At 71.3% G+C, this 18250-nt stretch carries 14 protein-coding genes; 11 read left to right on the top strand and 3 right to left on the bottom strand.

The window, feature by feature from the left end; all coding sequences use genetic code 11:
* Positions 1 to 28 precede the first annotated feature (28 nt).
* The 9 genes from ACFY30_RS21035 to ACFY30_RS20995 all read left to right on the top strand — a co-directional run bounded on the left by ACFY30_RS21035 (position 29) and on the right by ACFY30_RS20995 (position 11420).
* Positions 29 to 2983 carry a M14 family zinc carboxypeptidase gene (locus ACFY30_RS21035; protein WP_390846690.1) on the top strand — a complete coding sequence of 985 codons (2955 nt, stop codon included), beginning with the start codon at positions 29 to 31 and terminating at the stop codon, positions 2981 to 2983.
* A 227-nt stretch (positions 2984 to 3210) separates the two neighbouring features.
* Positions 3211 to 4218: a type I glyceraldehyde-3-phosphate dehydrogenase gene (gap, locus tag ACFY30_RS21030; protein ID WP_390846689.1), complete on the top strand. Its 1008-nt coding sequence runs from the start codon at positions 3211 to 3213 to the stop codon at positions 4216 to 4218.
* Positions 4219 to 4352: 134 nt separating this feature from the next.
* Positions 4353 to 5564 (top strand): phosphoglycerate kinase, encoded by a 1212-nt coding sequence (locus tag ACFY30_RS21025; RefSeq protein ID WP_390846688.1) that lies wholly within the window; start codon positions 4353 to 4355, stop codon positions 5562 to 5564.
* A gap of 4 nt (positions 5565 to 5568) precedes the next feature.
* Positions 5569 to 6345, top strand: coding sequence for a triose-phosphate isomerase (gene tpiA, locus ACFY30_RS21020; RefSeq protein ID WP_390846687.1), 777 nt, complete (start codon positions 5569 to 5571; stop codon positions 6343 to 6345).
* 113 nt (positions 6346 to 6458) lie between these two features.
* Entirely contained in the window at positions 6459 to 6689 is a 231-nt protein-coding gene (gene secG, locus ACFY30_RS21015; protein ID WP_020131907.1) for a preprotein translocase subunit SecG, read from the top strand.
* Between the two features lie 210 nt (positions 6690 to 6899).
* Positions 6900 to 7235 carry an RNA polymerase-binding protein RbpA gene (locus ACFY30_RS21010; protein WP_003957010.1) on the top strand — a complete coding sequence of 112 codons (336 nt, stop codon included), beginning with the start codon at positions 6900 to 6902 and terminating at the stop codon, positions 7233 to 7235.
* A gap of 228 nt (positions 7236 to 7463) precedes the next feature.
* The gene (locus ACFY30_RS21005; protein WP_390846684.1) at positions 7464 to 8657 is read left to right on the top strand and encodes an MFS transporter; all 1194 of its coding nucleotides are present in this window, start codon (positions 7464 to 7466) and stop codon (positions 8655 to 8657) included.
* 73 nt (positions 8658 to 8730) lie between these two features.
* Positions 8731 to 10383 carry a glucose-6-phosphate isomerase gene (pgi, locus tag ACFY30_RS21000; protein ID WP_390846683.1) on the top strand — a complete coding sequence of 551 codons (1653 nt, stop codon included), beginning with the start codon at positions 8731 to 8733 and terminating at the stop codon, positions 10381 to 10383.
* A gap of 92 nt (positions 10384 to 10475) precedes the next feature.
* On the top strand, positions 10476 to 11420 hold the full coding sequence (locus tag ACFY30_RS20995) for a hypothetical protein (RefSeq protein ID WP_390846682.1): 945 nt from the start codon (positions 10476 to 10478) through the stop codon (positions 11418 to 11420).
* A gap of 15 nt (positions 11421 to 11435) precedes the next feature.
* Here ACFY30_RS20995 and ACFY30_RS20990 read toward each other — a convergent pair whose 3' ends face one another.
* From ACFY30_RS20990 to ACFY30_RS20980, 3 genes are read right to left on the bottom strand one after another with little or no spacing between them, the layout of a single operon-like run.
* Positions 11436 to 13718, bottom strand: a complete 2283-nt coding sequence (locus ACFY30_RS20990) for an ABC transporter permease (RefSeq protein ID WP_390846681.1) — start codon at positions 13716 to 13718, stop codon at positions 11436 to 11438.
* Positions 13719 to 13770: 52 nt separating this feature from the next.
* A complete protein-coding gene (locus ACFY30_RS20985; RefSeq protein ID WP_390846680.1) occupies positions 13771 to 14520 on the bottom strand; it encodes an ABC transporter ATP-binding protein in 750 nt (249 codons plus the stop codon).
* The gene (locus tag ACFY30_RS20980) at positions 14517 to 15032 is read right to left on the bottom strand and encodes a PadR family transcriptional regulator (RefSeq protein ID WP_390846679.1); all 516 of its coding nucleotides are present in this window, start codon (positions 15030 to 15032) and stop codon (positions 14517 to 14519) included. The genes ACFY30_RS20985 and ACFY30_RS20980 overlap by 4 nt, the downstream gene beginning before the upstream one ends.
* Positions 15033 to 15156: 124 nt before the next feature.
* Here ACFY30_RS20980 and ACFY30_RS20975 point away from each other — a divergent pair, with 124 nt between their 5' ends.
* Both ACFY30_RS20975 and ACFY30_RS20970 read left to right on the top strand, forming a co-directional pair.
* Entirely contained in the window at positions 15157 to 16428 is a 1272-nt protein-coding gene (locus tag ACFY30_RS20975) for an ABC transporter substrate-binding protein (RefSeq protein WP_390846678.1), read from the top strand.
* 170 nt (positions 16429 to 16598) lie between these two features.
* Positions 16599 to 18221, top strand: coding sequence for a glycoside hydrolase family 13 protein (locus tag ACFY30_RS20970; protein WP_390846677.1), 1623 nt, complete (start codon positions 16599 to 16601; stop codon positions 18219 to 18221).
* Positions 18222 to 18250 lie beyond the last annotated feature (29 nt).

The raw sequence follows: 18250 nt of genomic DNA, 5'->3' as shown, positions 1-18250 counted from the left end.
CTGTGGCGAACCTACGCAAGGGGGGTTCATGAGACGCAGAGCGAGATCGATCCTCGCCGTCGGCGCACTCCTGCTCGGCGGAGCGGCACTCGCACCCATCGCCCAGGCGCAGCCCGCAGACGCACCGAAACCCGACCCGGACGAGGTCAAGGTGTTCCGCGCCGAAGTCACCAAGAAGCAGGTACCCCTGCTGCTGGCGGCCGGCCAGGACGGGCACGAACTCAGTGAGCAGGCGCCCGAGCAGGGCACCGCGACCGTCGAGGTCTACCTCACCGACAAGCAGGCCCACAAGCTCGAGAAGCAGGGCGTCGAGCTCACCGAGCACACCCTTTCGGCCAAGGCCGAGGACCGGGTCGAGGCGGCCTCCGACGGAGTGTTCCGCCCCTACAGCGGCAGCGGCGGCCTGAAGGAGGAGATCCTGCGCACCGGGCAGCAGAACCCGGGTCTCACCAAGGTCGTCTCCATCGGCAGGACGGTCGACGGCCAGGACATCCTCGCGCTCAAACTGACCAAGAACGCGAAGAAGACCAAGGACGGCTCCAAACCCTCCGTCCTGTACGTGTCCAACCAGCACGCGCGCGAGTGGATCACGCCGGAGATGACCCGCCGGCTGATGCACCACTACCTGGACCACTACGGGACCGACCGGCGCATCAAGAAGATCGTCGACTCCACCGAGCTGTGGTTCGTGCTGTCGGCCAACCCCGACGGCTACGACTACACGTTCCAGAGCGCCGACAACCGCCTGTGGCGCAAGAACCTGCGGGACGTCAACGGCGACGGCGCGATCTCCACCGGCGACGGCGTCGACCTCAACCGCAACTTCCCCTTCAAGTGGGGCTACGACGACGAGGGTTCGTCCCCCAACCCCACCAGCCAGACCTACCGCGGCGCGAGCCCCGGTTCCGAGCCCGAGACCAAGGCGCTCGACGCCTTCGAGAAGCGGATCGGGTTCACGTACGGCATCAACTACCACTCCGCCGCCGAACTGCTGCTCTACGGCGTCGGCTGGCAGGTCGCCACCGACACCCCGGACGACGTCCTCTACAAGGCGCTCGCCGGCACCCCCGACGACTCCGCGATCCCGGGCTACCACCCGCAGGTGTCCTCGGAGCTGTACACGACGAACGGCGAGGCGGACGGCCACGCGGCGAACGTCAACGGCACGGCGATGTTCACCCCGGAGATGTCGACCTGTCAGACCGCGTCGAACATCGACCCGAACGACCAGTGGAACGCCTCCGACTGCCAGTCGGTGTTCAACTTCCCGGACGACGAGAAGCTGATCCAGCAGGAGTTCACCAAGAACATCCCGTTCGCGCTCTCCGTCGCCGAGTCCGCCGCGCGCCCCGACCAGCCGAAGTCCGCGGTCGGCCGCACCGCCGCCGACTTCACCCCCGCGCCGTTCGGCACGTCGTACTCGCGCGGCGCGGACCAGGAGGTCTCCGTCGTCGTGCGGAAGGCGATCCGCGACAAGGAGCTCAAGTACCGCGTCAACGGCGGCCGTACGCACGAGAAGGCGCTCCGGGCCTGGAAGGGCGGCGAGACCTTCGGCGGGGACGACAACCTCTACTTCGACGAGTACCGCGCCAAGGTGCGGGACGGTGAGCCGGGCGACAAGGTCGAGGTGTGGTTCACCGGTGAGACCAGGGCCGGCAAGAAGGTCGCCAGCTCGCACTTCACCTACACGGTCGCCGCGCGGCCCAAGGCCGACACCCTGGTCGTCGCCGAGGAGGGCGCGGCCGCCACGCAGGCGCGGACCTACGTCGACGCGCTGAAGGCCAACGGGCGCAAGGCGGTCGTCTGGGACGTCGCCACCCAGGGCGTGCCCGACGCGCTCGGCGTGCTGCGCCACTTCAGGACCGTCGTCCACTACACGGGCGCGAGCGCCCCCGGCAACCCGACCCAGCTCGAACTGCGCGCCTTCCTCAACGAGGGCGGCAAGCTGATCGAGGCGGGCGAGCTGGCCGGCGGCACCGTCGACCTCGGGGACGGCACCCCGTCCGACGACTTCAGTCAGTACTACCTGGGCGCCTACTCCCGTACGTCGACCCCCGGCGCCACCGGCTTCACCGGCTCCGGCGCGCTCGCGGGCGCCGGCGGGGCCCTCGGCGCCGCCACCGGCAACCCGCTGGACAAGGCGGGTACGTACGGCGTCACCTCGGACGAACTGCCGGCCTCCGCGTACCCGCAGTTCACGAGCGCGGGCGCGGGCCGGTTCAGCGGGACCGTCAACCCGTACGGGCCGTACTCGGGCGCGTACATGGCCGCCGCGGTGCACACCGACGACGCCTACAAGCGCCTCACCCGCACCATCGACCTCAGCGGTGTCGGCGCGGCGGGCAAGCCGGCGCTGCGGACCCGGCTGCTGTGGGACACCGAGCCCGGCTACGACAACGCGATCGTCGAGGTCCACACCGTCGGCGCCGACGACTGGACCACGCTCCCCGAGGCGGGCGGCGCCACCGGCACCGCCGTACCGGCGGAGTGCGGCGCCGGCTTCTACATCGGCGAGCACCCCTGGCTCCGGCACTACCTCACCCTCGGGACCAACGACTGCGCCGCGACCGGCACCACCGGCTCCTGGAACGCCCTCACCGGCGCCTCCAGCGGCTGGCAGCAGGTCAGCTTCGACCTGAGCGCCTACGCGGGCAAGAACATCGAGGTCTCGATCAGCTACGTCACCGACCCCGGCACCGGCGGCCACGGCGTCCTCGCCGACGACGCCTCGCTGGTCGTCGGCGGCACCGCCACCGAGACCGAGGGCTTCGAGACCTCGCTGGGCGCCTGGCAGGCCGCCGGACCGCCCGCGGGCAGCCCGGCCGTCCTGAAGAACTGGACGCGGACGGGAGCGCTGTTCCAGACGTACGGCGCGGTCACCACCGACGACACCGTGCTGCTCGGCTTCGGCCTGGAGCACGTGACCTCGGCGGCCGACCGCTCGGCGCTCATCGGAAAGGCCCTCGCATCACTTGATCAGTGACGCTCCGCCCCACCGCAATTGACGCTCCGTAGTGAAATCGGCCGGAAATGCCTTCCGACCAGGGCGGTCCGTACCCCTACTGGCGGGTACGGACCGTCCTGCCGTGTATGGGCGAAGTCGATGTCACCGACGGCGCCTCGGAGAGGTAGGGTCGGGGGTGGTCGGGGACATCCCAAATACAGCTCGCCGGCACCGCATGGCCGGCGTACCAACGAGGAGATCGGTTCGTGACGATCCGCGTAGGCATCAACGGCTTTGGCCGCATCGGTCGTAACTACTTCCGCGCGCTGCTGGAGCAGGGTGCTGACATCGAGATCGTGGCTGTCAACGACCTGGGTGACACCGCGACAACCGCTCACCTGCTCAAGTACGACACCATCCTGGGCCGCCTGAAGGCCGAGGTGTCGCACACCGCCGACACGATCACCGTCGACGGCCACACCATCAAGGTCCTGTCCGAGCGCAACCCCGCCGACATCCCGTGGGGCGACCTCGGCGTCGACATCGTCATCGAGTCGACGGGCATCTTCACGAAGAAGGCCGACGCCGAGAAGCACCTCGCCGGCGGCGCCAAGAAGGTCCTCATCTCGGCTCCGGCCTCCGACGAGGACATCACCATCGTGATGGGCGTCAACCAGGACAAGTACGACGCCGCCAACCACCACGTCATCTCCAACGCCTCGTGCACCACCAACTGTGTGGCGCCGATGGCCAAGGTCCTCGACGAGAACTTCGGCATCGTCAAGGGCCTGATGACCACGGTCCACGCGTACACCAACGACCAGCGCATCCTGGACTTCCCGCACAAGGACCTGCGTCGCGCCCGTGCCGCCGCGGAGAACATCATCCCGACCACGACGGGCGCCGCCAAGGCCACCGCCCTGGTCCTCCCGCAGCTCAAGGGCAAGCTGGACGGCATCGCCATGCGCGTCCCGGTCCCCACCGGCTCGGTCACCGACCTCGTCCTGGAGCTCGGCCGCGAGGTCACCAAGGAAGAGATCAACGCCGCCTTCCAGAAGGCGGCCGAGGGCGAGCTGAAGGGCATCCTCGAGTACACCGAGGACCCGATCGTCTCCTCCGACATCGTCAACGCCCCGGCGTCCTGCACCTTCGACTCCTCCCTGACCATGGTCCAGGACGGCAAGAACGTGAAGGTCATCGGGTGGTACGACAACGAGTGGGGCTACTCCAACCGCCTCGTCGACCTCACCGTCTTCGTCGGCGGCCAGCTCTGATCGTCGGATCAGGCACCTGAGGTGAGAGCAGGGCTCGGGCGGCGCAGGGACGCGCCGCCCGGGCCCTGACTCACGTACGCAGCGCCCCTGTCTACGATCACGGAGCATCACCAGCCCTCCCGGGAGTCCTTTTCATGAAGACGATCGACGAACTCCTCTCCGAAGGAGTGTCCGGCCGGCGGGTCTTCGTCCGCGCCGACCTCAACGTGCCGCTGGACAACGGCACCATCACCGACGACGGCCGCATCCGCGCCGTCCTGCCGACCGTCAAGGCCCTCGCGGACGCGGGCGCCAAGGTGGTCGTCGCCTCCCACCTGGGCCGCCCCAAGGGCGCCCCGGACCCGGCGTTCTCCCTTGCCCCCGCCGCCTCCCGGCTCGGCGAACTCCTCGGCTCCGCCGTGGCCTTCGCGACCGACACGATCGGCGACTCCGCCCGGGCCACGGTCGCCGGCCTCGCCGACGGCCAGGTCGCCGTCATCGAGAACCTGCGCTTCAACGCGGGCGAGACGTCCAAGGACGACGTCGAGCGCGGCGCCTTCGCCGACCAGCTCGCCCAGCTCGCCGACGTCTACGTCGGCGACGGCTTCGGGGCGGTCCACCGCAAGCACGCCTCCGTGTACGACCTCCCGGCCCGGCTGCCGCACGCCGCGGGCTTCCTCATCGCCACCGAGGTCGGCGTCCTGAAGAAGCTCACCGTGGACGTCCAGCGCCCCTACGTGGTCGCGCTCGGCGGCGCCAAGGTCTCCGACAAGCTCGCCGTCATCGACGAGCTGCTCGCCAAGGCCGACCGCATCCTGATCGGCGGCGGCATGGCGTACACCTTCCTCAAGGCCAAGGGCCACGAGGTCGGCATCTCCCTCCTGCAGGAGGACCAGGTCCCGGCGGTGCGGGAGTACATCGAGCGCGCGGAGAAGACCGGCGTCGAGCTGGTCCTGCCCGTCGACGTCCTCGTCGCCGGCGAGTTCCCGGACCTGAGGACGAAGGCCCCGGCCAACCCCACCACCGTCGCCGCGGACGCGATCCCCGCCGACCAGGAGGGTCTGGACATCGGTCCCGAGACCCGCAAGCTGTACGCCTCGAAGCTCGCCGACGCGGCCACCGTCTTCTGGAACGGCCCGATGGGCGTCTTCGAGCACCCCGACTACGCCGAGGGCACCAAGGCGGTCGCCCAGGCCCTCATCGACTCCCCGGCCTTCACGGTCGTCGGCGGTGGCGACTCCGCCGCTGCCGTGCGCCTCCTGGGCTTCGACGAGAACGCATTCGGCCACATCTCGACCGGCGGCGGCGCCTCCCTCGAATACCTCGAGGGCAAGACGCTCCCCGGCCTCGCCGCACTGGAGGACTGACCCGATGAGCACGCGCACGCCGCTGATGGCGGGCAACTGGAAGATGAACCTCAACCACCTCGAGGCCATCGCGCACACCCAGAAGCTCGCCTTCGCCCTGTCCGACAAGGACTACGAGGCCGTCGAGGTCGCCGTCCTGCCGCCCTTCACCGACCTGCGCTCCGTGCAGACCCTGGTCGAGGGCGACAAGCTCGCCATCAAGTACGGCGCCCAGGACATCTCGGCGCACGAGTCGGGCGCCTACACCGGCGAGATCTCCGGCCCGATGCTCGCCAAGCTGAAGTGCACGTACGTGGCGATCGGCCACTCCGAGCGCCGCCAGTACCACGGCGAGACCGACGAGCTGGTCAACGCCAAGGTCAAGGCCGCCTTCAAGCACGGCATCACCCCCATCCTGTGCGTCGGCGAGGAGCTGGAGGTCCGCGAGGCGGGCAACCACGTCTCCCACACCCTCGCCCAGGTCGAGGGGGGTCTGAAGGACCTCCCGGCCGAGCAGGCCGAGACCGTCGTGATCGCCTACGAGCCCGTCTGGGCCATCGGCACCGGCAAGGTCTGCGGCGCCGGGGACGCCCAGGAGGTCTGCGCCGCGATCCGCGGGAAGATCGCCGAGCTGTACTCGCAGGAGCTGGCCGACAAGGTCCGCATCCAGTACGGCGGCTCCGTCAAGGCCGGCAACGTCGCCGAGATCATGGCGCAGGCCGACATCGACGGCGCGCTGGTGGGAGGCGCCTCGCTGGACGCCGACGAGTTCGTCAAGATCGTGCGTTTCCGCGACCAGTGAGCCGAGCTGTGAGTATGCGGTAGCGGCGATCCGTCGTACCCTTGCGGGGGCACAGCCCAGGTGCTGTGCCCCCGTCGTTATCCGATTCCGAGGAAGTTGGTCCAGCCGTGGTTTTGGGGTTCTCGATCGCCCTGATCGTCTTCAGCCTGCTGCTGATGCTGCTGGTGCTGATGCACAAGGGGAAGGGCGGCGGTCTCTCCGACATGTTCGGTGGCGGCATGCAGTCCTCCGTCGGCGGCTCCTCGGTCGCCGAGCGCAACCTCGACCGCATCACCGTCGTGATCGGTCTGCTCTGGTTCGCCTGCATCATCGTCCTCGGCATTGTCATGAAGACGAACAGCTGATCAGCCTCTCACAGGCACGCACATTCCGTACGTAAGGCCCCATGTTCGGTACGCGCAGCTGAGCGCGGCCTATCATGGGGCTTGCGTCTGGGTAAGGGAGCTGTAACTCCAGTCACTGGACGCGCGTTGGGCCTTACGTAGACTGAGGCGCTCGCAGCGAAGCGAAACGCCGACTCGCTTTGCGGCACCATTACGCAGGGAGTTACGACCGTGGCAAGTGGCAACGCGATCCGAGGAAGCCGGGTCGGGGCGGGGCCGATGGGCGAGGCCGAGCGGGGCGAGTCCGCGCCCCGTCTGCGCATCTCCTTCTGGTGCTCCAACGGGCACGAGACGCAGCCCAGCTTCGCCAGCGACGCGCAGGTTCCCGACACCTGGGACTGCCCCCGCTGCGGCTTCCCTGCCGGACAGGACCGGGACAACCCCCCGGACCCGCCGCGCACCGAGCCCTACAAGACGCACCTCGCCTATGTGCGGGAGCGGCGCAGCGACGCGGACGGCGAGGCGATCCTCGCCGAGGCGCTCGCCAAACTGCGGGGCGAGATCTAGGAGTTGAGACCGGCCGGGGACCGTGAGGGTACCTGGCCGGACCGCTTCTCCCTCGTGCGGTGACCGCGGCCGAGCCCGTTGTCAGTGGTCTCCTCTACGGTCTTTCGTGCAGGTTCCCGCGTCTGCGGTGAACCGGCGGACCGAGGGGGATTCGTGACGGGGACCGAGGCGGACCAGAGGCGTGCGCCGACGTGGCGCGGAGCATTCGGGCGGCTGTGGAGCGCCGCCGTGATCTCGCGCTTCGGAGACGCGCTGCGTGCGGCCGCCCTGCCGCTGCTCGCCGTACGGCTCACGGACGAGCCGCTGGTCGTCGCCTCCGTGACCGCCTGCGCCCATCTCCCCTGGCTGCTGTTCGGACTGCTCGGCGGGGCCGTCGCCGACCGGGTGGACCAGCGGCGCGCCATGTGGGCCGTCGACACCGCACGAGGACTGCTCGTCGCCGGATTCGCGCTCGCCGTGGGCCTCGGCCATGCCTCCGTCCCGCTGCTGCTCGCTCTCGCCTTCCTGCTGACCACCCTCCAGACCCTCTTCGACAACGCCTCCACGGCCCTGCTGCCGGCCCTGGTGCCCCGCGCGGCCCTCGGGAGCGCCAACGCACGGCTCATGACCGGTCAGCAGCTCGCCGGCGGCCTGCTCGCCGGACCGTTCGTGCCGCTGCTGCTGGGCGCCGGCGCGTTCATGCCGTTCGCGGTCGACGCGGGCACCTATCTGCTGGCCGCCGCCCTCGTGGCCTCCCTGCGGACCCGGCCGCCCGAGCGGGAGCCGCGCCCCGCCGGCGGCACCCTGCGGGCGGAGATCGCCGAAGGGCTGCGCCGCCTCTGGCGCGACGACGTCCTGCGACCGGTCTGCGCGGCCACCCTGCTCTGCAACATCGGCATGGGCGCCCTCATCGCCACCCTGGTGCTGCACGTGACGCGATGGCTGGACGCGGGCACCACCGGGTACGCCGCCGCCATGACGGTGTACGCGCTCGGCAGCCTCGCCGGCGGCTTCGTCGCCCAGCACGTCGCGCGCCGCACCGGCCGGGCGCGGGCCCTGCTGCTCGGCGGCTGCGTCCAGGTCGGGTCACTGCTGCTCATGGGCACCGTCCGGCACCTCGCCGCGCTCCTCGTGGGCATGCTGCTGCTCGGGACCATGGGCATGGTGTGGAACGTCAACCAGGTCACGCTCATGCAGCAGCGCAGCCCCGCGCCCATGGTCGGCCGTATCGCCTCCGCCTTCCGTACGGCCTCCACGTCCGGTGCGCCTCTGGGCGCCCTGCTCGGCGGAGCCGCCGCCGACGCCCTCGGGCTCGCCGCCCCCGCGCTGCTGGCGGCCCTTCTTTTCGCCCTGTCCGTCGCCGCGTTGATACCCGCGGGCCGGGCGGACGTACCTGTTGTTGTCCCGCAGGACGGTTCGGCGTCCGCTCGTGCGACGCGCTGATCAACTAGGTTGGGACCGGCGGGGCAAGGCGTGCGCAGCAGCACGGACAGGTGAGGAAGGGCAGAAGTCCGACATGAACGCAGACGGCCGTACGAGGCTCAACCAGACGCCCGAGTGGACGGCGCTGGCCAAGCACCGCGAGGAGCTCGGCGAGGTACAGCTGCGAGAGCTGTTCGCCGCCGACCCGGAGCGCGGCAGCGGCTACACGCTGCAGGTCGGCGACCTGCACATCGACTACTCCAAGCACCTCGTCACCGACGAGACGCTGCGGCTGCTGCGCGAGCTGGCCGCGGCCACCGACGTCTTCGGCCTGCGGGACGCCATGTTCCGCGGCGAGAAGATCAACACCACCGAGCACCGCGCGGTGCTGCACACCGCCCTGCGCGCCCCGCGTGACGCGGTGATCGAGGTCGACGGGGAGAACGTGGTCCCGGCCGTCCACGCCGTCCTGGACAAGATGGCCGGCTTCTCGGACCGCGTCCGCTCCGGTGCGTGGACCGGCCACACCGGGCGGCGCATCAGGAACGTGGTCAACATCGGCATCGGCGGCTCCGACCTGGGCCCGGCCATGGCCTACGAGGTGCTGCGCAGCTACACCGACCGCGACCTCACGGTCCGCTTCGTGTCGAACGTCGACGGCGCCGACCTGCACGAGGCCATCCGCGACCTGGACCCGGCCGAGACGCTGTTCATCATCGCGTCCAAGACGTTCACCACCATCGAGACGATCACCAACGCCACCTCGGCCCGCCAGTGGCTGCTGGCCGCCCTGGGCGACGAGGCGGCCGTCGCCCGCCACTTCGTGGCGCTGTCGACCAACGCGGAGAAGGTGGCCGCCTTCGGGATCGACACGGCCAACATGTTCGAGTTCTGGGACTGGGTCGGCGGCCGCTACTCCTACGACTCGGCGATCGGCCTCTCCCTGATGATCGCCATCGGAGCGGACCGCTTCCGTGAGATGCTCGACGGCTTCCACCTGGTCGACGAGCACTTCCGCACCGCGCCCGCCGAGGCCAACGTGCCGCTGCTGCTCGGCCTGCTGGGCATCTGGTACGGCAACTTCCACGACGCCCAGTCGCACGCCGTGCTGCCCTACAGCCACTACCTGTCCAAGTTCGCCGCCTACCTCCAGCAGCTGGACATGGAGTCCAACGGCAAGTCCGTCGACCGCGACGGAAAGGGCGTCGACTGGCAGACCGGCCCGGTCGTCTGGGGCACCCCCGGCACCAACGGCCAGCACGCCTACTACCAGTTGATCCACCAGGGCACGAAGCTGATCCCGGCGGACTTCATCGGCTTCGCCCGCCCGGTCGACGAGCTCAGCGCCGAGCTCACGGCGCAGCACGACCTGCTGATGGCCAACTTCTTCGCCCAGACCCAGGCGCTGGCCTTCGGCAAGACGCCCGAGGAGGTGCGCGCGGAGGGTGTGCCGGAGGAGCTGGTGGCCCACAAGACGTTCCGGGGCAACCACCCCACCACGACGATCCTGGCCCGCGAGCTGACCCCCTCGGTGCTCGGCCAGCTCATCGCGCTCTACGAGCACAAGGTGTTCGTGCAGGGCGCCGTGTGGAACATCGACTCCTTCGACCAGTGGGGCGTGGAGCTGGGCAAGGTCCTCGCCAAGCGGGTCGAGCCCGCGCTGACGGAGGGGGCGGAGGTGCCGGGGCTGGACGCGTCCACCAGGGCGCTGGTCGCCCGGTACCGGGAGCTGCGCGGCCGTAGCTGAGGGCCCGCTGCCGGGAAGCGGGCGGCGTACGGCCGTCCGCTTCCCGTAGACTCCCGGGCGATCATGAACACGATCGCTCGGGGGAGCTCACGATGACGACTGCGCACCGGAGTCGGACCGGCGGCACACTCACCGCCCGCTCGTTCCTGAAGCCGCATCAGGTGGCGCGGGCGGTGTTCCACCCGGCGTGGATCCCGCCAGCGCTCGACCCGTCCGTGGAACAGCTCAAACGCATCCGGGTCATCGCGGGGGCGGTCGCGGCCCTCGGCGTCTACACCTATGTGGAGGGCGGCTTCGCCTTCGAGGAGATACTGGACAACGCGGCCACGGCCTCCGCCGTACTGTTCTTCCTCACCCCGCTGACCATCGGCGTGATGCTCTACGTCTGGCGGCGCGGCGGCACCGTACGCCAGTTGAAGGTGCCGCTCTTCAACTCGCTCAAGCTGCTGCTGTTCTTCATCGGGTCGGTCTTCACGACCGTGATGCTCTTCCGGCTGGGCGACGCGTTCGGGTTCGTCGCGAAACTCCTCCTCACCCTCGCCGGCTTCTGGATGGCCCTGTTCGTCATGGCGGGCGCGATCAGGCTCACCGGGAACTTCTTCGGCACCGCCGCCGTCCACCGCTCCCTCCCGCCGCTGCTCGCCACGGTGACGGCCTGGCTGATGGCCGTCCCCGACCTCGTCACGGGCGAGCTGCACGGTCTGAGCCTCACCATGGGCGTCCTGTTCATCCTGGGCGCGCCGGTGACCGTCACGGCGATCGCCTTCCTGGAGACCCGCCGCCTCAAGCAGCGCTACGGCATCCGCCTCACGGCCCACCCGGCCACCCTCCCGCCCCTGCCCACGCCGATGCCGCCGACGGCACCGCCGCACATCCCGCGGCAGGGGCATCCCCACGGCCACCCGTACGCGCCGGGTGCGGGGCAGCCGTATCCGCAGGGCAACCCCTACCCGGCCGGCGGCGGAAACCCGTACGGTCCGACCCCGCCGTACCACCCGCCGTACCACCCGCCCCGCCGGCACCCCTACGGCGGCTGACGGCAGGAACCCGGGTCAGGCCACCGCGCTCAGGGTGTCCGCGAGCCGGTGCCGGGCCGCTCGGGACGCCGGGACGGCGGCGAGAGCGGACGCCCCCAGCACCGCCGCCGCGCCGAAGAGCGCCAGCAGGCCCGGGGACGGCACCCGGGCGATCCCCGCGCCGATGCCGCTCGACCGGCCCTGGGCGTCGATCAGCCAGTGCGCGAGGGGGGTGCCGAGGGCCGTGGCGGCGAGCACCGCGGCCAGCGCGGTACAGCCCGTGGCCGTGACGGTGACGGCGGTGATCTGCCGCGGGGACAGGCCGATGGCCTTGAGCGCGAGCAGGTCGCGCTCGCCCTCGCGCACGGTGCCGCCGATCGCGGTGAGCAGCTCGATCAGCCCGATCAGGGCGAGGACGCCGATCAGGCCCGCGACCACCGCGCGCAGCGGCGACAGCCCGTCGGCCGGGTTCGGCACGGTGTGCACGTCCAGATGGCCCTGCCCGGCGGTGGTCAGCCGGCCGGCGACCGTGCGCGGGTCCGCGCCGGGGCGCAGCCGGAGCTGGTAGAGGGTGGGGCCGAGGCCCGGGTCGTTCTCGCGCAGGGTGTCGAGCGAGGTGGAGATGACCCGGCCGGCGTTCTCCGGCTCGATGCTGCGGCCCACGATGTGCAGGATCTGCGGCTGCTCGCCGACGGTCATCCGCACCCAGTCGCCCACCCGCACGTCGAGCAGGTCGAGCAGGCCCTGCCCGGCCACCGCCTCGTCACGGCCGCGCGCGGGACGGCCCTCCGCCAGGGCGTAGGGGTACGGGTCCTGGCGGGTGCCGAGGCCGCGCAGCGCGATCGTGGCCGTCTGGCCCGGCACGAGGGCCGCCACCTGCACACCGGGGTAGGCGGCGGCGACCTGCGGATCGCGTTCCAGCAGCGCGCGGGCGTCCGCGTCGGCCAGGCCGGAGTCCGCGTGGACGCTGAGCGCGGCCGGGAGGCCGATCCGCTCGGGCTCGCTGTGGAAGCGGTCGATGGTGGTCCAGGCGCTCATCGCGACCACGATCAGCAGCAGCGGCAGCGTCAGCCGGGCCATCGTCGCCACCGACCGCGGGCGCCCGGGGAACACCTTGTGCCAGCCGAGGACCAGCGCCGGAGGCAGTCGCAGCCCGAGCGCCCGGCGCGCCGGGCCCGACAGAGGCCCGCCCACCGCGGCGGCGGGCCGCGGCACCGGAACCGGGGGCACCCGCCCCGCCCGCCAGGCGGCGAGGCCGGTCGTCGCACCGATGAAGAGAACCGCCCCCGCCGGCACCACGAACAGCGCCACGGTGGTCCCGGGCAGCCCCTGCCACACGCCGACCGCGTCGCCGAACCGCCCCGGGATCCGGCTGCCCGCCGCCTGGGTGAGCGCCGCCGCGGCCACGGCGCCCAGCAGCGCGTAGGCGATGTGCTGGACGAGGAAGACACGGACGACCTGCCCCGGCGTGAAGCCGATCGCCTTCAGGACGGAGATGTCCCGCAGGTGGCCCCGGATACGGGTGGCGATCGCCCCGTGCACGGCGAGCCCCGCCGCGACCAGCGCGCCGAGTCCGAACAGGCCCAGCACCTGGCCGAGGAGCCGGTTGTCGCCCTGGGCCTCGGCCCGTGCCTGCTGCCAGGTCGAGACCTCGCCGACGGTACCGGCGCCCAGCACCGTGACGGCGCGCTGGACGGCGTAGTCCGTGTCCCCGGGGTCCGCCAGACGCAGTCCGGTCACCAGGCCGTCCGGGGCCGGCACGGCGGACGGGAGCGCCCACACGAGCCCCGGCCGTTCGCCCGGCCGGTAGCGCGGCTCGGCACTGTCGGCGATGCCGAGGACGGTCAGTCTGCGGGCCGTGCCGGGCACGGTGAGGGTGTCGCCGGGTTCGGCCAGCAGCGCGCGGGCGAGGCGGCTCTCCAGGACGACGCCGTCCGGAGCGGCCGGGGTCAGCCAGGTGCCGGAGGCGAGCAGCGGTCTGCCCACGGTGGGCTGCTCGGGTGTGCCCCGCAGCTCGACGGAGGCGCGGGCGCCGCGCGAGGCGAGGGTGGCGGCGGCGGTGGGGTACGGCCCTGCCACGGAGTCGACGCCGTCCAGCCCCGACAGCTTCCCCACCTGCGCGGACGGAGCGGTGTGGATCCACACATGGGCGCCGCGCGCCTGGGTGAAGACCCGCTGCCAGGGGTTGGTGGCGTACCCGAACAGCGCCGTGGCCAGCAGCAGCGAGACGACGATGCCGGCGGTGGCGAGGACGAGGAACAGCGCCTCGCCGCGGTGGGTGCGCAGATCGGAGTGCGCCCAGCGCAGGACGGCTCGCACGGCTCAGCCTCCCGTCTCGCGTGACGCGACGGCGCGTTCGTCCACCCGCATCTCAGTCCCTGAGCTCCAGCACGCCCGACAGCCCGGTCCCGCGCGACGGCGTGCCGTCCAGTTCCGCGTCGTCGGCGATCCGCCCGTCGAAGAAGCTGATCACCCGGTCCGCGGCGCTCGCCAGCCGGGCGTCATGGGTGACCAGTACGATCGTCTGGCCGCGCTGGTGGAAACGGGTCAGCAGCCGCATCACCTCGCGGGTGCCCTTGCTGTCCAGACTGCCCGCGGGCTCGTCGGCCAGCAGCAGCGGCGGCCGGTTGACCAGGGCCCGCGCGAGCGCCACCCGCTGCTGCTCTCCGCCGGAGAGCTCACCCGGCATGCTCCGCTCCTTGCCCGTCAGCCCCAGCTCGGCCAGCAGCTCCTCCCGCTCGGCGCGCGCCTGCCGCGGGGAGGCCTTGGCCAGCAGGGCGGGCAGCTCCACGTTGTCGGCGACCGACAGGTTGGACACCAGGTTGAAGAACTGGAAGACGATCCCGATGCGCCGGCGGCGCTCCACCGCCCAGCGCGCCTCGCTGTAGTCGTCGGTGCACTCGCCGTCCAGCCAGATGCTTCCGCTGTCCGGCCGCTGCAGGCCGCCGAGCAGATGCAGCAGGGTCGACTTGCCGGCACCGGACGGGCCGGTGACCGCCACGAACTCGCCCCGCCCGACGCGCAGGTCGACGCCCCGTACGGCATGCGCCGGGGCGCCCTCGCCGTGGTGCGTCTTGACCAGGCGCTCGGCGCGCAGCACAGGAGCGGGACTGTCGCTCATTCCAGCTCCTCCAGCTCTTCCTGACACCGTTCCAGCCAGTCGAGGTCGGCCTGCAGGTGCAGCATCGCGCCTTCGATCAGAAGGTGCGCGATGCGGTTGTCCCGGTTCTCGGCGGCGGCCAGTTTCGAGAGGTTGCGCATGGTGTTGAGGTACTGGCGCCGCTGTTTGTTGATGAGGGTGATCTGGTCGGCGAGGCCGGTCTGCGAGGCGAGGGCCAGTTTCATGAAGAACTCGTCCCGCACCCGCGGCTCGTCCGCCGTCTCGTCGTACCAGGCGCGCAGCTCGTCCCGCCCGGCGTCGGTGAGGTGGTAGATCTTCTTGTTGGGCCGGCTCGACTGCTCGACCTCTTCGCCCTCGATGAGTCCCGTCTTCTCGAGGCGGCCGAGGGTGACGTAGATCTGGCCGACGTTCGGCTGAGGGTACGCGGACCCCAGCAGTTGCTCAAGGTCCTGCTTGAGCTCGTAGCCATGGGCCGGGCCGCGCGCGAGGAGGGCCAGCAGGGACAGGCGCACTCGTGCTGTCCTCCTAGTCCGCGTAAGTTTGACGCCAGGCCCTAGTATCGCCCATACCTAACAGGTATACATGGCCTCTGACTCCGGGCGAAGGTGCCCGGCGCCGGTGTACTGGGAGGAACCTATGCGGTGGATACGTGCCGCGGGTAGGGGCCTCCTCGTTCTCGTCGTGGTCATGACGGGGTACCTCGCCTCGGGAGCGCGGGCCGGCGAAGGGGCGGCGGGCGGCCGCGGGCCCCTGACGCTCGCCACCGCCGGAGATCTCACGGGTTACCTGGGCCCCCTCCTGGAGGGCTGGAACCGCGCCCACCCCGGGGAGCGGGTCACCCTCGTCGAGCTGCCGGACTCCGCGGACGAGACCCATGCGCAGATGGCCACCGACCTGCGCGACGGCGGCCGCAGCCGCTTCGACGTCCTCAACATCGACGTCAACTGGACCCCGGAGTTCGCCGCCGCGGGCTGGATACGTCCGCTCCCGCGCGAGCGCTTCCCGCTCGGCAGCTTCCTGCCGCCGGTCGTGGACACGGCGACCTACGACGGGCAGCTCTACGCCGTCCCGTACGTGACCAACGCCGGACTGCTCCTCTATCGCAAGGACGTCCTCGCCAAGGAGGGCGTCCCGCCGCCGCGCACCTGGGCCGAACTGGAGCAGGACGCGAAGACCATCGCCCCGAAGTACGGGCTCGACGGGTACGCGGGGCAGTTCCTGCCCTACGAGGGCCTCACGGTCAATGCCGCCGAGGCCGTCTACTCGGCGGGCGGCACGATCCTCGGCGACGAGGGCGCCCGTGTCACCGTGAACTCCGCCGCCGCCCGCGAGGGCATCGGGTTCCTCGCCCGGGGTGTGCGCGAGGGCTGGATACCGCGCCAGGCGCTCACGTACAAGGAGGAGGAGTCCAAGCAGGCCTTCCAGGACGGGCGGCTGCTGTTCCTGCGCAACTGGCCGTACGCCTATGCCGTCGCCTCGGCCGCGGGGTCACCGGTCGCCGGGAAGATCGGCGCCGTACCGCTGCCCGGACCGGACGGGCCCGGCACGAGCGTCCTCGGCGGCTCCAACCTGGCCGTCGGCACACACGCGCGGCACCCCGACTCGGCCGCGCGTCTGCTCGCCTACCTCACCAGTGAGCCCGTCCAGCGCCGGGTCCTCACGCGCGGCGCGCTGCCGCCCGTGCGTGCCGCGCTGTACGAGGACCCCGCTCTGGTGCGGCGGTTCCCGTACCTGCCGACCCTGCGGGCGAGCGTGCTCGCGGCCGCGCCGCGCCCCAAGAGCCCCCGGTACGACCAGGTCAGCCTGGTCGTGCAGGCGGTCGTGCGCGACGCGATGACCGGGCGCGAGACGCCCGAGGACGCGGTGCGGCGGCTGGCGCGCGAACTCGCCGCCGTCTCCGGCCGCTAGTTACATGTTAGGTAACGCAGCGGTCTCACCTTGCCGCGATGTGCCCTGATAAATCCACATATAAAGGGCCAACCATTCAGTAGCTTCTTCCTGTTCATTGACACCCTCACGACACGCCTACTTAACATGCATGCATAACAGCTGGCCTCTTACAGAGACGGGTCAATGGGTTGAACAAGCTCCCTTGGTGGCGCGACGCCGTGATCTACCAGGTGTACGTCCGCAGCTTCCTGGACAGCACCGGCGACGGCATCGGCGATCTCGCCGGGGTCAGGGCAGGACTGCCCTACCTGAAGAAGCTGGGCGTCGACGGAATCTGGCTGAGCCCCTTCTACCCCTCGCCGCAGCACGACCACGGCTACGACGTGGCCGAGTACCGCGACGTCGACCCGACCTTCGGCGACCTCGCCGAGTTCGACCTGCTGATCGCCGCGGCTCGCCGGCTCGGCGTCAAGGTGCTCCTGGACATCGTCCCCAACCACTGCTCCAGCGAGCACCCCTGGTTCCGCGAGGCGCTCGCCGCCGGCCCCGGCAGCGAGGCCCGCGCCCGCTTCCACTTCGCCGACGGCCGCGGCCCCGGCGGCGCCGAGCCGCCCAACAACTGGCACGCCATGTTCGGCGGCCCGGCGTGGAGCCGGGTGACGGAGGCCGACGGGCGGCCCGGCCAGTGGTACCTGCACATGTTCACGCCCGAGCAGCCGGACTGGAACTGGCGCAACCCCGAGGTGGCCGAGGAGTTCGACCGGACCCTCCGCTTCTGGCTCGACCGGGGCGTGGACGGCTTCCGCATCGACGTGGCCGCCGGCCTCTTCAAGCACCCCGACCTCCCCGACTCCCCGGACCCGGAGGCCGACGCCCGCACCCGTGACTCGGTCAACCCGCTCGCCTGGAACCAGCCCGAGGTGCACGACGTGTGGCGGCACTGGCGCGCGGTGTGCGACGGCTACGCGGCACGGGACGGACGCGAGCGGCTGCTGGTCGGCGAGGTCTCGGTCCCCACCGCCCGCGAACACGCCCAGTACGTCCGCCCGGACGAGCTCCACCAGGCCTTCTTCTTCGACCTGCTCGGCGCACCCTGGGACCCGGACGCCTTCCGCAAGGTCATCTCCGAGGCCATGCAGGACATCGCCGGCACCGGCTCGACGGTCACCTGGGTCCTCAACAACCACGACCAGGTCCGCACCGTCACGCGGTACGGCGAACCCGCCCCCGGCGGCAGCGGCCTCGGTGCCGCCCGCGCCCGCGCCGCCGCGCTGCTGATGCTGGCGCTGCCCGGAGCCGCGTACATCTACCAGGGCGAGGAGCTCGGCCTGCCGGAGGTCGTCGACCTGCCCGACGACGTGCTCACCGACCCGATCTTCCGCCGCACCGGAAGCCGCGCCCGCATCCGCGACGGCTGCCGGGTGCCGCTGCCCTGGTCGGGGCAGGCCTCGCCGTTCGGCTTCACCTCCGGTGCCGAGGGCGCCAGGCCGTGGCTGCCGCAGCCCGAGTACTTCGCCGAGTACGCCACCGACCGAGCCGTCGCCGACACCCGCTCCTTCTGGCACCTGTACCGGGACGGCCTCCAACTACGCGCCGCGCTGCCCCAGTTGGGCGAGGGCACGCTGCACTGGCTGGACACCCCGCCCGGAGTCCTCGCCTTCACCCGCGGCGACGGCCTCGTCTGCGCCGTCAACTTCGGTACGGCGCCCACGCCCGCGCCGGTCTCCGGCACCCCCCTGCTCTCCAGCGGCCCCTGCCCGGCCGGGGTGCTCCCCGGCTCGACCGCGGCCTGGTGGCTCAGCGACCTCTGACCTCCCTGACCGCCCGTCCGTTTCCCACC

The sequence above is a fragment of the Streptomyces sp. NPDC000345 genome, from assembly GCF_042898825.1.
In the GTDB taxonomy this organism is placed as follows: Bacteria; Actinomycetota; Actinomycetes; order Streptomycetales; family Streptomycetaceae; genus Streptomyces.
Note: the sequence above shows the minus strand (reverse complement) of the source record. Positions and strands in the feature narration are given on the sequence as shown.